We start from the raw sequence: 15049 nt of genomic DNA, 5'->3' as shown, positions 1-15049 counted from the left end.
AGAGCCCAGCCAGACCGGCCTTGCTCCCCGCCGCTCCCTGGCGACCCGGAGAACATTATGCGACCACCCCGCCCCACACAAATCGAACCCACGTGACCCCCGCCATACCCACGTTTCCGCAGGTCAGAGGCCATTCAAGGGTTCTGGACCACGATCCCCCGAGCGTCCGACAGGGCGGCGCAGCCGCTGAGCCGCATCGCCTCGAGCAGCTCCTCGCGCAGCCGGGCGTGCATCGAGGCGACGCCGGGCTCCCCGTCCACGAGGGCGAGCAGCGGCAGCCGGCCGAGGAAGACGGCGTCGGCGCCGAGCGCCAGCGCCGCCAGCACGTCGGTCCCGGACCGGACTCCCCCGTCGACGTACACGGGCGCCCGGCCCGCGACCGCCTCGACCACGCGGGGCAGCGCCTGCGCCGTGGCAATGGCGCGGTCGAGCTGGCGCCCTCCGTGGTTGGAGACCCACACCGCGGCGGCGCCGGCCTCGACGCACCGCACCGCGTCGTCGCTGCGGAGCACTCCCTTCACGACCACCGGTAGCCCGGTGACGCTCGCGAGCCACGCGACGTCCTGCGGCCCGAGGTCGGTGGCCTTGTCGGCGGCGGAGCCCTCCGCACCGTCGACGGGGTCGAAGTTCACCCGCAGCCGCTCCGGGTCGACGACGTCCCAGACGACCTGGTCGCCCGCGGCGTACTTGGTGCCGACGACCGGGGTGTCCACGGTGAGCACGACCGCCTCCGCGCCTGCCTCGACCGCCCGGCGCAGCAGACCGGTCGCGAGCGAGCGGTCCTGCGGGAGGTAGGCCTGCAGCCACCAGCGCGCCCCGGTCTCGCCGAGGTCGGCGAACCGGGTGCCGCTGTTGCTGGAGACGACCACGACCGTGCCGGCCTCGCGGGCCGCACGCGCCATGGCCAGCTCCCCGTCGGGGTGGACCTCACGCTGCAGCGTGGTCGGGGCGATCGCCCACGGCACCTCGGTGCGGGCGCCGAGCAGCGTGGCCGAGAGGTCGACGGTGGTCACGTCGCGCAGCGCGCGCGGCAGGAAGCGGACCTCCTGCCAGGCGCGGACGGCCTCGTCGGTGGTGACGCCCTCGCGGGCCCCCTGCACGACGTACTCGTGCAGGGGCGGTGACAGCGCGGCGCGCGCCCGGTCCTCGAGGACCTGCTGCCACCGCGCCGTCACGGTCAGCCGACCTCGATGCCTGCGAAGTTCTTCTTGCCGCGGCGCAGCACCAGCCAGCGGCCGCCGACCAGGTCATCGGCGGTGGGCACCTGCTCGGGGTCCTCGACGCGGGTGTTGTTGAGGTAGGCGCCGCCCTCGCCGATCGTCCGGCGGGCCTCGCCCTTGCTCTTCGCGAGGCCGGTGGCGACCAGGAGGTCGACCACGCCGGGCATCCCGTCGGCCGGGTCGACCGTGACGGCGCCGGCCTCGCGCAGCGCAGCGCCCAGCGTCGCCGGGCTGAGCGTGGCGAGGTCACCGCCGCCGAACAGGGCGGCGGAGGCGGCCTTGATGCGCTCGGTCTCCTCGGCGCCGTGCACCAACGTGGTGACGTGCTCGGCGAGCGCGCGCTGGCCGGCGCGCAGGAAGGGCTTCTCGGCGGTGAGGGCCTCGAGCTCCTCGATCTCCGCGCGGGAGAGGAAGGTGAAGATGCGCAGCAGCTCCCCGACCTTCTCGTCCTCGACGTTGAGCCAGAACTGGTAGAAGGCGTACGGCGACATCATCTCGGGGTCGAGCCAGAGGGCGCCGCCCTCGGTCTTGCCGTACTTGGTGCCGTCGGCCTTGGTGACCAGCGGAGTGGCGAAGGCGTGCACCTTGCCCCCGTCGGCGCGACGGATCAGCTCGACGCCGCCGGTGAGGTTGCCCCACTGGTCGGAGCCGCCGAACTGGAGCGTCACGCCGTGGCGGCGGTGGAGCTCGAGGTAGTCCATGGACTGCAGCAGGACGTAGCTGAACTCGGTGTAGCTGATGCCCGCCTCGAGGCGGGAGCGCACGACGTCGCGCGACAGCATCCGGTTGACCGGGAAGTGCTTGCCGATGTCCCGCAGGAAGTCGATGGTCGAGACGTTGGCCGTCCAGTCCATGTTGTTGACCATCGTCGCCGCGTTGTCCCCCTCGAAGGAGAGGAAGGGCTCGATCTGCCGGCGTACCCGCTCGACCCAGTCCTTGACCGTCTCCGCGGTGTTGAGGGTGCGCTCCCCCGACTCGCGCGGGTCGCCGATCATGCCGGTGGCGCCGCCGACGAGCGCGTACGGCGTGTGCCCGGCCTGCTGCAGCCGGCGCGCGGTGAGGATCTGGACGAGGTTGCCCATGTGGAGGCTCGGCGCGGTCGGGTCGAAGCCGACATAGAACCGGACACTCCCGGCGGCCAGGGCCTCGCGCAGGGCGTCGAGGTCCGTCGTGTGGGCGAGCAGGCCGCGCCACGCGAGGTCGTCGAGGAGGGTCGGGTCGATGGACACGCTGGGCCTTCCGGGTACGGGGTACGTCGGGGACAAGGGTGCCGCATCGGGCTCCCCGACGCCCAACCGGATTGCTGCCCGGACACGGCAGCCCGGACGACCGACCGGATGACGTCGCTACATTGGGGCGCGGCAGGGAGGACCCACGTGATCGCTGGCAGGTACGAGCTCGAGCGCGAGATCGGTCGGGGCGGCATGGGCGCCGTCTGGCTCGCCCGCGACGCCGTGCTCGGCCGCATGGTCGCGGTCAAGCGCATCGGCATGGTCCCGGGGGGAGGCAGCCCGGACCTCGAGCGCGCCGAGCGGGAGGCGAGGCTGGCCGCCCGTCTCAACCACCCCCACGTCGTGGCCGTGTTCGACCTCGTCACCGAGGGTGACGAGCGGTGGCTGGTTATGGAGCACGTCGACGGCAGCACCCTCGCCGAGCTGGTGCGGCGCGAGGGCCCGATGGCCCCGGACCGGGCCGCCTCGCTGCTCGCCCAGGCCGCGGACGCGCTGGCGGCGGCGCACACCGCCGGCATCGTCCACCGCGACGTGAAGCCGTCCAACATGCTGGTGACCGCCGACGGGCAGGTGAAGCTGTCGGACTTCGGCATCGCCCGGGCCGAGGCGGACGCGACGCTGACCCAGACCGGGCTGGTCACCGGGTCCCCCGCATACCTGGCCCCCGAGGTGGCGGCGGGCCAGCCGGCGACGCCGGCGAGCGACGTGTGGTCGCTGGGCGCGACACTGTTCCACGCGCTGTCGGGGCGTCCGCCGTACGAGGTCGGCGACAACCTGATGGGCACGCTCTACCGCATCGTCCACGAGGAGCCACCGCGCCTGCCGGACGCCGGCCGGCTCGGGCCGTTGCTCGCCGCCACCATGACCCGCGAGCCGGCCGAGCGCTGGCCGATGTCCCGCGTCCGGGACACCCTCCACGGGGGCGGCAACGGCCGCGCCCGGATGCCGGCAGCCGCCCCGGCTCCGTCCGTCTCACCCCGCCCCCGCGCCTCCGAGGACACGCACACCGATGTGCTGCCTGCCGGTGCGGCACCCGTGCCGCCGCCCGCAGCCACGCCGGACCCAACCTCTGGCCGCGGGCGCCGCAGCCGGGGCCGGCTGCTGGTGGCCGCGGCGGTCGCCGTGCTCCTGGGGCTCGTCGTCTGGCTGCTGCTCGGCGGGGAGGACGACCCCGGAGGGGCCCAGCCGCAGGGCGATCGCACGACCGCCACCCGTCAGCCCTCCCCGACCGGGACGGCCGAGCCCCGGCAGCCGTCGGCAGAGGAGATGGAGTCGTTCATCGCCGACTACCTCGCCACCGCCCCCAGCGACCCGGCCTCCGGCTTCCGCATGCTGACCGCGGACTTCCAGCGCCAGAGCGGCGGTATCGACGGCTACCGGGGTTTCTGGGACCGCGTCGCCAGCGCCGACCTGGTCTCGGTCCAGGCGGATCCGGAGTCGCTCACGGTGCGCTACACCGTCGACTACACGCTGGAGAACGGCGACCGGACGACCGACAACGTCCAGCTGGCCCTCGTCATGGCCGGCGACGGCTACAAGATCGCGGGCGAGAGCTGATCCTGGCTGCGGGACGCACCACCGCTGAAAGCCCGTCCCCGAGGGGCGCGCGCGCCTAAGGTGTCCTGCGAGGAGGTGGCCGACGTGGACACGGAGCCGGACGGGTTCTACCGCGACATCGTCGAGAGCTCGAGCGACGGCATCTGGGTCTTCGACCTGTCGGGGCGCACCCTGTTCGCCAACCGCACGCTGGCCGACATGTTCGGGGTCGACCGTTCCGAGTTCTGCCGCCTCACCGTCTTCGACTCCCTCGACGACGTCGGCCGCGAGCAGTTCCGGGAACACCTCGAGGACCTGCGCGCGGGACGGTTCAACAACGTCGACGCCGAGTGCAAGTTCGTGCGCCGCGACGGCAGCCACCTCTGGGTCCTGGTGAGCGAGCGGCCCCTGCTCGCCCCCGACGGCTCGGTGCGAGCCGTCCTCCACCGGCTCGCCGACTACGACGACCGCCGGCGCATCCTCGACGAGCTCCGCACCCACCGGCGCCAGCTCGCCGAGGCGCAGTCCATCGCACGCATCGGGAGCTGGGAGTGGGACGTCGAGCAGGACCTGATCACTGTCTCGGACGGCCTCCTCGACATCTACGGCCTCGACAGGGAGAGCTTCCCCGCGCACTACGCCCAGTTCCTCGGCACCGTCCACGAGGAGGACCGGCAGCGCGTCCACGAGGCCGTGCAGGGCGCCCTCGTCGAGGGGGACTCCTTCGTGTTCGAGGCCCGGCTGCAGGGTGCCGAGGACTGGATCTGGACCCGCGGACGCGGCGTCGTCCACCGCGACGTCCGGGGCACCGTGGTCTCGATGTCGGGGACCCACCAGGACATCAGCGAGAGCAAGCTCGCCGACCTCGCGCTGCAGGACCAGATCGCCCAGAACGCGCTGATGCGTGCCGTCGCCTCCGCTGCCAACGAGGCGCGGACCCTGGACGAGGTGCTCGGCCAGGCTCGCTCGCTCGTGCTGCTCCACGATGACTGGGAACGTGCCCGCGCGTTCCTGGCCAGCGAGGACGGCCGGTCGGTGCGGCGGCTCCCCGTCGCAGCCGCGGACGGTATCGAGGCGGCCGACCCCTGGGCGGACCCCGACCGCGACGAGCGGGAGCTCGCGCTCGCCACCCGGAGCCTGCAGGCCAACGCGTCGGTCTGGGACGAGGACCGCCTGACCATCGCCTTTCCGGTCCGCCACCGGGGCCGGGTCCACGCCGTGCTGACGATCACCTCGGCGCCGCCGCTGTACCGCCACGACATGATCCAGGCGATGGTCGAGCAGGTGGCGGTGCAGATCGAGCGGGTCGTGGAGCGCGAGCAGGCCGAGCGCGCCCTCGCCGCCGCCCGGGACTCCGCGATGGAGGCCTCGCGCCAGAAGTCGGAGTTCCTCGCGACCATGAGCCACGAGATCCGTACGCCGCTCAACGGCGTCATCGGGCTCAACGACCTGCTGCTGCGCACGAACCTCGACCCCGACCAGCAGCGGCTGGCCTCGGGTGTCCAGGCCGCTGGGAGGTCCCTGCTGGGCCTGATCAACGACATCCTCGACTTCTCCAAGATCGAGGCCGGGAAGCTCGAGCTCGAGCAGGTCGACTTCACGGTGCGCGACGTCTTCGACCAGGTCGCCGACGTGCTGGGGGCCAGCGCGCGTGAGAAGGGCCTCGACCTCGTCGTCGCCTGCGGTGTCGACGTCCCCGAGGTGCTGCGCGGGGACCCGACCCGGCTGGCCCAGGTCGTCACCAACCTGGTGTCCAACGCGGTCAAGTTCACCACCGCGGGAGAGGTCGTGGTCACCGTCGGGGCCTCGGCACACGCCGCCCGCAACACCCTGCGCGTCGACGTGACGGACACGGGCATCGGGATCGAGGCCGAGGAGCTCGACCACCTCTTCGACAGCTTCACGCAGGCGGACGCGTCGACCACCCGGGTCCACGGGGGGACGGGGCTCGGCCTGGCGATCTCACGGGAGATCGTGCGCGCCTTCGGCGGCGACATCGGCGCGCACAGCACGCCGGGCAAGGGCAGCCGCTTCTGGTTCACCGCTCTCCTCGACCACCCCGGGGGCGGCGCACAGAGCCCCGCCGACGTCAGGGCACGGGCCGTGCTGGCCGAGAAGCGCGCGCTGGTCGTCGCGACCGAGGTGCGCACCCAGGAGCTGATGCTCGCCCAGCTCTCCCGGTGGGACATGACGTGCGAGGTCCAGGCGTCCGCCGAGACCGCCGCGCAGGCCGTGGCGGCAGCGCGCCGGGACGGCGACCCGTTCGATGTCGCCGTGGTCGACCGGAACCTCGCCGGCCCACCCTCCAGCGGACTGAGCCTGGCGAAGTCGCTCTCGGAGGACCCCGCCAACGCCGGCCTCCCCATCGTGCTGCTGTCGGCGACTCCCGACCTCGACACCCCCACCGTGCACGACTACGGAGTCGACGACTTCCTCGTGAAGCCGGTGACCTCGCACGCCCTGCGGACGACCCTGGTCGACCACCTCGGTGGCGGCGATCCGGCGCTCGTCGACGCCCCGGCCGAGGCGGGTACCGGGCCCCGACCGCGCGTGCTCGTCGTGGAGGACAACCCCGTCAACCAGATGGTCGCCGTGGGTCTGCTCGAGGCGCTCGGCTACGCACCCGACACCGCCGACGACGGCGTCATCGCCCTCGAGAAGGTGGCGCACCAGGTCTACGACGCGGTGCTGATGGACGTGCAGATGCCGCGGCTCGACGGGTACGCCGCGACCCGCGCCCTCCGCGAGCGGGAGCAGGGCCGCCGAGTGCCGGTGCTGGCCATGACCGCGGCGGCGATCGAGGGTGAGCGTGAGCGCTGCCTCGAGGCCGGGATGGACGACTTCCTGACCAAGCCGGTGGACCCCGAGGCGCTGCGGTCCGCCCTCGAGCGGCTGGTCGGGCCGCGCCAGGCGGCGGCGACCGAGCCGGTCACGGCCGCGGACGTCCCGGCGAACGGGACCGGAGCGGCCGCGGCACCGACCGCCGAGCTCGACCTCGCCCGGCTCGACATGCTGCGCGACATCGCCCCCGGCGACACCACCTACCTCGACCGGGCGATCGCCAACTTCGTCGGCAACGCGCCCGGCGCGCTGGCCACCATCCGCTCCGCGGTGCGCGCCCACGACGTCGGCGCGCTCCGTCACGCCGCCCACCGGCTCGCGGGCAGCGCCACCAACATCGGCGTGGTGTCGGTCGGGGAGGCGGCGCGAGGCCTCGAGGAGGTCGCCGACGCCGGGACGACCGACGGCACCGAGGAGCTGCTCGCGGCGCTCGACCGGACGCTCGCCGAGGGCACCGCGGCGCTGCTCGCCTACCAGGCGTCGTACCGGGGCGCCGAAGCCGTCTGAGACCCCGCCGGTGGCAGAGTTGGGTCATGAGCGACGACCCGACCGCCGCACGCGCGAGCGAGCTGCTGCGGCTGCACCGTGACCCCCGCCTGCTGACCGTGGTGAACGTCTGGGACGTCATCAGCGCCCGCGTGGTGGCGGACGTGCCCGACACGGCGGCGCTCGCGACGGCCAGCCACTCGATCGCCGCGTCGCTCGGCTACGAGGACGACGAGAACATCCCGGTCGACCTCATGCTCGAGGCGGTGGGCAGGATCGTGGCGGCCACGTCGCTCCCGGTCTCGGCGGACCTCGAGGGCGGCTACGGCGACGCGGCCGAGACCGTGCGCCGGGCCATCGGACTCGGGGTCGTGGGCGCCAACATCGAGGACCAGATGAAGCCCGTCGCGGAGGCCGCCCGGCAGGTCGAGGCCGTGATGCGGGCCGCCGAGGCCGAGGGCGTGCCCGACTTCGTGCTCAACGCCCGGACCGACACCTTCCACCTCGGCCGGCGCAACGACCCCGCCGACAACCTGGCGGCCTCCATCGAGCGCGGCCGCGCGTACCTCGACGCGGGGGCCCCGCTCGTCTTCGTGCCGGCCAGGCTCGACGAGGCCCAGGTGGAGGAGCTGGTGGACGCCTTCGGTCCGCAGCGGCTGTCCCTCATCGCCATCCCGGGGACGCCGCCGCTGCGACGGCTGGAGGAGCTCGGCGTCGCCCGGGTCTCCTTCGGACCGATGTCGCAGAACGTCGCGCTCACGGCCCTCCAGGAGCTGGTCGAGGAGGTTCACCGCGGCGGTGGCGTCCCGGCCTCGATGCGGATCCTCAACTGACGAACGGCGTGACCTGACACCTTTCGCCGGCGGGTGGCACCGACCTCACCGTGGGTTCACCGGGCGTTGACCTGCTGCCCGTGGCATCACCCCATGTCTCGGGCCACCTCGCGCACGCGCGCGCTCCTCCCCGTCCTGTCCTCCTTGCTCGCCACTCCGGCGCTGGTGCTCCCCCCGCTCGCCGCGTCACCCGCCGCGGCCGACGGCGACCACCCACCCCGCCACGAGGGAAGGAGCGGCTTCGACCTCCAGGCCCACCGGGGCGGGCTGGGCCTGACCGTCGAGAGCACCGTCCCGGCGTTCGCCAACGCCCTCGAGCTCGGGGTCAGCACGCTCGAGCTCCACGTGCAGATCACCGAGGACCGGGTCGCCGTGGTCACGCACGACCGGAAGGTCGACGACAAGAAGTGCCGCGACACCGCACCGACGACCCCCGGCGACCCGGAGTGGCCCTACGTCGGCAAGTACGTCCACACCCTGACGCTGGCCCAGGTGAAGACCCTGGACTGCGGGTCGCAGCGTCAGCCGGCGCACCCCGACCAGGAGCTCCATCCAGGCGAGCGGATGCCGACGCTGGACCGGGTCCTCGACCTGGTGAACGACTACCGGGCGCACGGCGTCCTGCTGAACATCGAGACCAAGGTCGAGGCGGGAGCCCCGTCGGAGACGGCCCCGCGCGAGCGGTTCGTGCAGGAGGTCGCCCGCGACGTCCGGGAGGCCGGCCTCGTCGACCAGGTGACGATCCAGAGCTTCGACTGGGGCGCGCTGATGCGGATGGCCGAGGTCGAGCCGCGCTTCCCGACCGTGGCACTCACCAACCACGACTTCCTGCAGGTCGACCAGCCCGGCGCGTCCCCGTGGCTGGGCGGGCTCGACATCGACGACTTCGACGACGACCCGGTGGCGGCCGTCGACTCGTTCGGTGCCTCGGCGTTCTCGCCCGTCCACGGCTTCCCGCAGCACGGGACGGTCTCGGACCCGGACTACCAGCCCTACGTCACCCGCGACATGGTCGACCGCGCCCACCGTCGTGGCATCGCGGTCGTCCCGTGGACCGTCAACGACGCCCCGACCATGCGGTCCCTCATGGACGTCGGCGTGGACGGGCTCATCACCGACTATCCCGACCGGCTGCGGGAGGTGATGGCGGAGCGCGGGCTCCGACTGCCCCGCGGGTACGACGCGCCGCGAACGGGCGGTGTCGAGCCGCTCGACCGCGCCCACGCGCACAACGACTACGAGCACCCCCGCCCGCTGCACGACGCCCTGTCGCACGGCTTCACCAGCGTGGAGGCCGACGTGTGGCTCGTCGACGGCGAACTCCTCGTCGCCCACGACCGCCACGAGGTGCGGCCCGGGCGGACACTGGAGTCGCTCTACCTCGACCCCCTGGTCGAGCGCACGCGCGCCCACGGGGGTGACGTCTACGTGGACTGGGACGGCGAGCTCCAGCTCCTGATCGACGTCAAGAGCGAGGCGGGGCCGACGTACGACGCAGTGGACGCGGAGCTGCGCGAGCATCGCCGGGTCCTGACCCGGTTCTCCGGGACGGCGGGGTCGGGCGAGATCCGGCACAACGCGGTGACCGCGGTCATCAGCGGCAACCGCGACCTCCCCGCGATGCGGGCGCAGCGGGTGCGCTACGCCGGCTACGACGGTCGGGTTCCCGATCTGGGCTCCGGCCTGACGGCGTACGACGCCCCGCTGGTGAGCGACAGCTGGGCCAGGAACTTCACCTGGCAGGGCGTCGGCCCGATGCCCGAGGGCGAGCGGGAGCGGCTGCACGACCTCGTGGACCGGGCGCACGCCGCCGGTCAGCGGATCCGCTTCTGGGCGACCCCCGACCTGCCGACCCCGGCCCGGGACGCGGTCTGGCGCGAGCTGCTCGCCGCGGACGTCGACCACCTCAACACCGACGACCTCGCCGGGCTGGAGGCCTTCCTGCGCACGCACGACGGCTGATCGGCCAGCTGGTGGGCCAGACCAGCGGGGCGCCCGCCGGAAAGCTCTTGGCAGGGCGACCACCATTTGCCTATAACAGTGTTCCAATGACTGGAACACGATCCTACCGAATGTCGGCGCGTGCCGCCGCGGCCGAGGCCACCCGTCTCCGGGTGGTCGAGGCGGCGGCGGCCGCGTTCGACGCGCACTGGTACGACGACGTCACGCTCCGCGGCATCGCGGCGGACGCCGGCGTCGCCCTGCAGACCGTCGTCAACCACTTCGGCACCAAGGAGCAGCTCTACGCCGCCGCGGCCGAGCTGTCCTCGCAGCGGGTGCACGACGCCCGCTGGCAGGTCGCGCCCGGCGACGTGGACGCCGCCGTGGACGTCGTCGTCGACGGCTACGAGCGCCACGGCGACGCCTACCTGCGGGCGCAGGCGGTCGAGGACCGCATCGCCGTCGTGAAGCCGGCGGTCGAGCGCGGTCGCCGGCTCCACGAGGAGTGGGTGGCCGCGGTGCTCGGCGCAGCCCTCGAGGGCCTCCCCCCGGCCGCCCGGCGACGCCGCCTCGCCCAGCTCGTCGTCGCCACGGACGTCCTCACCTGGAAGCTGCTGCGCCGCGACAAGGGGCTCAGCCGCGACGAGACCACCCTCGCGATGCGCGAGCTGGTGCTGGCCCTGCACCCGACCCAGAACCACTGAACCGGAGAACCACCATGTCGTACTTCCTGATGACCATCTGGCACGGCGGCGGCTCGACCCCACCCCTCATGAGCGTCGCCCGCTCGCTCGTGTCTCGAGGCCACGAGGTGCGCGTCCTCGCCGACGCGATCCTCGAGGACGAGGTGCGCGCCGCCGGCGCCGCCCACGTGCCGTGGACCAACGCACCGCAGCGCACCCGGCCGGACCTCGCCGACGACCACATCCGCGACTGGGAGCCCACCGACCCCCTGGAGGAGTTCGGCCGGATGCGCGACCGGCTCTCGGTCGGACCGGCCGGGGCCTACGCCCACGACGTCCGGGCCGAGATCGAGGTCCGCCGCCCGGCCGCCGTGCTCACCGAGGCGCTCCTGATGGGCCCGCTGCTCGCGGGCGAGGCCACCGGCGTGCCGGTGGTGGCGCTCAGCTCCACCATCAACATGGCGCCCACCCCCGGGGTGCCGCCGTTCGGCCCCGGCTTCCTGCCCGCCACGACGGACGCGGAGCGGGAGCTGCACGCGCAGGTAGCCGAGCAGAACCTGGCCGCCTGGAACGTCGCGCTCCCGGTGCTGAACGCGGCGCGCGAGGAGCACGGCCTCGGTCCGCTCGGCCACGTGCTGGAGCAGTTCACGGCGGCGGCGCGGGTCCTCATCCTGAGCAGCGCGGCCTTCGACTTCCCCGGCGAGCTGCCACCGGTGGTCAAGCACGTCGGACCGCGCCTCGACGACGTCGCGTGGGCCGAGCCGTGGACGCCGCCGCCCGGGGACGACCCGCTGGTCCTGGTCGCGCTCAGCTCGGAGTTCCAGGACCAGGCCGACGTGCTGCGCCGCATCGTCGACGGGCTCCGCGACCTGCCCGTCCGCGGCCTCGTCACCACCGGACGCGGCGTCGACCCGGCGGAGGTCGCCGCACCCGACCATGTGCAGGTGCGGCGCTCCGCGCCGCACTCGGCCGTGCTGCCGCACGCCGCCGCGGTGGTCACCCACGGCGGCCACGGCACCGTCCTCAAGTCGCTGGCCGCGGGCGTGCCGCTCGTCTGCCTGCCGATGGGTCGCGACCAGCACGACATCGCCGCCCGGCTCGAGCACTCGGGGGCCGGCATCCGTCTCCCCGCGAGCGCTGCTGCGGCGAGCGTCGGCGACGCAGTCCGGTCGGTCCTCGACGACCCGGCCTACCGTGCGGCCGCCGGTCGCCTGGCGGCGGCGATCGCCGAGGAGACCGCCACCGACCGGGCGGTCGCGGAGATCGAGGCGCTGGTCGGCGCGACCGTCCCCGCCTGACCCCGGTCGGCGGTCAGGAGCGGGTCGAGCGCAGCGCCTTGAGGCCCAGGCCGCCGAGCAGGCCGGCGATCACGAAGTTGCCGACGATCAGGACGGAGTGGGCGACCCAGTAGCCGGTCGCCCGCTCCTCCCCCGACTGGTACGCCGCGAGCAGGTTGCGGGCGAAATTGCCGAACGTCACGACGTTCCACACCGCCACGGCGAGGAGCAGGACGGCGTGCTTGCGCTGGAAGATCACGGGTTCTCCTTCTTGCGTCGCATCATCGCGACGAGGGCGAGGGCGGTGGCTCCGCCGGCGGCGAACGTCTTCGCCCGGCCGCCCCGGGACGCGGGCTCCCGGACCGGCTCCCGCAGCTGGACCTCGGCAAGCTCGTGCATCTTCGCCTCCTCCAGCGCCTTCTGCTCGCGGCGTTGCCGCGCCCGGGGGGCGGTGTGGGCCCAGGAGGCGGCGTACAGGATCACGCGGGAGAAGTAGTTGATCCAGACGACGAGGATCAGCGCGATACCGAAGGCCTGGAACGCCGGCCGACCCTCGATGGAGCCCAGCAGCAGGAACGAGAGCGCCTTGAGCGCCTCGAACGCGATCGCGCCCAGGAGAGCGCCCTTCCACAGCGACACGGTCGGCGTCCTCGGGCGGCCGGCGAGGCGGAAGACGGCGAAGAAGAGCAGCACGTTGGCGGCGAAGCCGATGGCGCGGCCGGCCAGCTCCACGAGCCAGCTCAGCTCGGTGTCGAGCCCGACCCAGCCGAGCATCAGGTCCGAGAAGGCGGTGACGAAGCCGGAGACCGCGACGCTGAGGAAGAGGATCGTGCCGATGCTCGCCAGCGACAGTGCGTCGCGCAGCTTGCCGATCACGAAGTTCGGCTGCGCCCGCTTCGGCATCTCGAAGACGACCTCGAGGGCGTTCCGCACCGCGGTGACCCAGCCGAGCCCGGAGTAGAGCACCAGCAGGATGCTGAGCGGTCCGACGACGGAGGCGGCGCTCTCGATGGTGGAGACCGAGATCTGCCCGGAGCCGTCACCGATCAGCCCCGGCAGGATCTGGTCGAGCGCCTCGGTCAGGTTGTCGCGGGCGTCGGGGTAGACCCGGGAGATGATCCCGACGACGAAGAAGGACAGACCCATGATCGGGAAGAAGGACAGGAACCCGAAGTAGGTGATCGCGCCGGCCTGCTGGGACGCCTCGACCTCGCCGTAGTGCTTCTGCATCCGCACCGCGTGGTCGACCACCGGGCGGCGCTCGCGCACGTCCCCGACGGTGCCGGTGACGCGGTCCTTCAGTGACGACATGGGTCAGCCCCCTGGGGGTCGCTGGAGCGGGAAGTCACGTGTGGGTTTCCACCCGGACTGCTCTTCATGCACGTAGAGGTGGAACTCGTCGGCCTCGAAGACGCAGTCGAACGTCGCCAGCTCCTCGAACGCCCGGTCGAGCGCCTCGTCGGGAAGGTGGTGGGCGATCGTCACGTGGGGGTGGTACGGGAACTGCAGGTCGACCTCGAGCGGGCCCCGCCGCAGCGCGAACGCGAGCTGCTCGCACTGGGAGATCCCCTCGGCAACCGTCACGAAGACCACCGGTGAGACGGGACGGAAGGTGCCGGTGCCGCGCAGGTGTACGCCGAACGCCGGCATCCGGCCCGCCACGTCCTCGAGGTGGCCCTCCAGCACGGGCAGGTCGTCGTCGGCCACCTCGGTGGGCGGGATGAGCGTGATGTGGGTGGGGATCATCGTCGCGGTGGTGTCACCCACCGACGTCCGGTAGTCCTGGAGCTCGGTCGCCCACGGCTCGGGGATCGCGAGGGCGACTCCGATGGTCGGCATCCGGCAACCCTACTGAACCGGGGCCACGAAGCCGACCCGCTGGTAGACGTCGCGCAGCGTCGCGTCGGCGACTGCGTGGGCCTGCTCGGCGCCACGCCGCAGCACGTCGAGCAGGTAGGTCTGGTCGTCGAGGAGCTCCAGAGTCCGCTCCCGGAACGGGGTCACGAAGTCGATGACCACCTCGGCGAGGTCCTTCTTCAGGTCGCCGTATCCGCGGCCGGCGTACTGCTCCTCGAGGGAGGCGATCGACCGCTCGGCGAGCGCCGAGTAGATGGTCAGCAGGTTGCTGACGCCGGGCTTGCCCTCCGGGTCGAAGACGATCTCGGAGCCGGAGTCGGTGACCGCGGAACGGATCTTCTTGGCGCTGACCTTGGGCTCGTCGAGCATCTCGATGATGCCGCTGGGCGAGGACGCCGACTTCGACATCTTGGCCTGCGGCTCCTGCAGGTCGAGGATCTTCGCCGTCGACTTCAGGATGTACGGCTCGGGGAGCCGGAAGGTCTTCTTGAAGCGGCTGTTGAACCGCTGCGCGAGGTCGCGGGTGAGCTCGAGGTGCTGCCGCTGGTCCTCGCCGACCGGCACGAAGTGCGGGCGGTAGAGCAGGATGTCGGCCGCCTGGAGCACCGGGTAGGTGAACAGTCCGACGCTCGCGGCGCCCTCGCCGCCCTTCGCCGACTTGTCCTTGAACTGCGTCATCCGGCGGGCCTCGCCGAAGCCGGTGAGGCACTGCAGCACCCAGCCGAGCTGGGCGTGCGCCGGGACCTGGCTCTGGATGAAGATGGCCGACCGGTCGGGGTCGATGCCCATCGCCAGCAGCTGGGCGGCGGCCCGCAGCGACCGCTCGCGGAGCACCTTGGGGTCCTGCTCGACCGTGATCGCGTGCAGGTCGGCGATGAAGAAGAACGGCTGGTAGTCCTCCTGGAGGTCCACCCACTGCCGGAGCGCCCCGAGGTAGTTCCCGAAGTGGAACGAGTCGGCGGTCGGCTGGATGCCCGAGAGCACGCGCGGCCGGGCGGTCCCGGTGGCCGCCGTGTGGGCGGCGACCTCGGGTTCGGTCGTGGTGGCCATGGGCGTCATTGTTCCCGATCGGGCGACTTCCGGAGGTGCCGGGGTCGGGCCGCCCGGTTATCGGTTTGCCGCGCCCGGTGGCCGCTGGCAGGG

Annotated in this window: 12 protein-coding genes; 6 read left to right on the top strand and 6 right to left on the bottom strand. The window is 72.8% G+C overall.

Annotation, left to right across the window (positions count from 1 at the left end; genetic code table 11):
* Positions 1-134 precede the first annotated feature (134 nt).
* Together ACFP2E_RS14335 and tyrS are read right to left on the bottom strand one after the other, a co-directional pair.
* On the bottom strand, positions 135-1175 hold the full coding sequence (locus tag ACFP2E_RS14335) for an alpha-hydroxy acid oxidase (RefSeq protein ID WP_378524167.1): 1041 nt from the start codon (positions 1173-1175) through the stop codon (positions 135-137).
* Between the two features lie 2 nt (positions 1176-1177).
* The gene (tyrS, locus tag ACFP2E_RS14330) at positions 1178-2449 is read right to left on the bottom strand and encodes a tyrosine--tRNA ligase (RefSeq protein ID WP_378524166.1); all 1272 of its coding nucleotides are present in this window, start codon (positions 2447-2449) and stop codon (positions 1178-1180) included.
* 147 nt (positions 2450-2596) lie between these two features.
* Here tyrS and ACFP2E_RS14325 point away from each other — a divergent pair, with 147 nt between their 5' ends.
* From ACFP2E_RS14325 to ACFP2E_RS14300, 6 genes are all read left to right on the top strand, one after another.
* The gene (locus tag ACFP2E_RS14325; protein ID WP_378524164.1) at positions 2597-4009 is read left to right on the top strand and encodes a serine/threonine-protein kinase; all 1413 of its coding nucleotides are present in this window, start codon (positions 2597-2599) and stop codon (positions 4007-4009) included.
* A gap of 84 nt (positions 4010-4093) precedes the next feature.
* Entirely contained in the window at positions 4094-7336 is a 3243-nt protein-coding gene (locus ACFP2E_RS14320; protein ID WP_378524163.1) for a response regulator, read from the top strand.
* A gap of 26 nt (positions 7337-7362) precedes the next feature.
* The gene (locus ACFP2E_RS14315; RefSeq protein ID WP_378524162.1) at positions 7363-8148 is read left to right on the top strand and encodes an isocitrate lyase/phosphoenolpyruvate mutase family protein; all 786 of its coding nucleotides are present in this window, start codon (positions 7363-7365) and stop codon (positions 8146-8148) included.
* 93 nt (positions 8149-8241) lie between these two features.
* Complete coding sequence (locus tag ACFP2E_RS14310) at positions 8242-10110, top strand: glycerophosphodiester phosphodiesterase family protein (protein ID WP_378524161.1); 1869 nt, start codon at positions 8242-8244, stop codon at positions 10108-10110.
* Positions 10111-10220: 110 nt separating this feature from the next.
* The gene (locus ACFP2E_RS14305) at positions 10221-10793 is read left to right on the top strand and encodes a TetR/AcrR family transcriptional regulator (RefSeq protein WP_378524160.1); all 573 of its coding nucleotides are present in this window, start codon (positions 10221-10223) and stop codon (positions 10791-10793) included.
* Between the two features lie 14 nt (positions 10794-10807).
* The gene (locus ACFP2E_RS14300) at positions 10808-12070 is read left to right on the top strand and encodes a glycosyltransferase (protein ID WP_378524159.1); all 1263 of its coding nucleotides are present in this window, start codon (positions 10808-10810) and stop codon (positions 12068-12070) included.
* A 13-nt stretch (positions 12071-12083) separates the two neighbouring features.
* Here ACFP2E_RS14300 and ACFP2E_RS14295 read toward each other — a convergent pair whose 3' ends face one another.
* Genes ACFP2E_RS14295 through trpS form a run of 4 tightly spaced genes read right to left on the bottom strand, consistent with a single transcriptional unit; the run spans position 12084 to position 14956 of the window.
* A complete protein-coding gene (locus ACFP2E_RS14295) occupies positions 12084-12308 on the bottom strand; it encodes an SCO4848 family membrane protein (RefSeq protein ID WP_378524158.1) in 225 nt (74 codons plus the stop codon).
* Positions 12305-13360, bottom strand: a complete 1056-nt coding sequence (locus tag ACFP2E_RS14290; protein WP_378524157.1) for a YihY/virulence factor BrkB family protein — start codon at positions 13358-13360, stop codon at positions 12305-12307. The genes ACFP2E_RS14295 and ACFP2E_RS14290 overlap by 4 nt, the downstream gene beginning before the upstream one ends.
* Positions 13361-13363: 3 nt before the next feature.
* Positions 13364-13888 (bottom strand): 2'-5' RNA ligase family protein, encoded by a 525-nt coding sequence (locus tag ACFP2E_RS14285; RefSeq protein WP_378524156.1) that lies wholly within the window; start codon positions 13886-13888, stop codon positions 13364-13366.
* 9 nt (positions 13889-13897) lie between these two features.
* Positions 13898-14956: a tryptophan--tRNA ligase gene (gene trpS, locus ACFP2E_RS14280; RefSeq protein ID WP_378524155.1), complete on the bottom strand. Its 1059-nt coding sequence runs from the start codon at positions 14954-14956 to the stop codon at positions 13898-13900.
* Between the last annotated feature and the right edge of the window lie 93 nt (positions 14957-15049).

Source organism: Nocardioides sp. GCM10027114 (assembly GCF_042659625.1).
GTDB lineage: Bacteria > Actinomycetota > Actinomycetes > Propionibacteriales > Nocardioidaceae > Nocardioides.
Note: the sequence above shows the minus strand (reverse complement) of the source record. Positions and strands in the feature narration are given on the sequence as shown.

Bases quoted from the DNA above. Each gene is read 5' to 3' on its own strand.
- ACFP2E_RS14305 (WP_378524160.1), top strand. From the start codon at position 10,221: ATGTCGGCGCGTGCCGCCGCGGCCGAGGCCACCCGTCTCCGGGTGGTC.
- ACFP2E_RS14300 (WP_378524159.1), top strand. From the start codon at position 10,808: ATGTCGTACTTCCTGATGACCATCTGGCACGGCGGCGGCTCGACCCCA.
- ACFP2E_RS14315 (WP_378524162.1), top strand. From the start codon at position 7,363: ATGAGCGACGACCCGACCGCCGCACGCGCGAGCGAGCTGCTGCGGCTG.
- ACFP2E_RS14310 (WP_378524161.1), top strand. From the start codon at position 8,242: ATGTCTCGGGCCACCTCGCGCACGCGCGCGCTCCTCCCCGTCCTGTCC.
- trpS (WP_378524155.1), bottom strand. From the start codon at position 14,956: ATGGCCACCACGACCGAACCCGAGGTCGCCGCCCACACGGCGGCCACC.
- ACFP2E_RS14285 (WP_378524156.1), bottom strand. From the start codon at position 13,888: ATGCCGACCATCGGAGTCGCCCTCGCGATCCCCGAGCCGTGGGCGACC.
- ACFP2E_RS14290 (WP_378524157.1), bottom strand. From the start codon at position 13,360: ATGTCGTCACTGAAGGACCGCGTCACCGGCACCGTCGGGGACGTGCGC.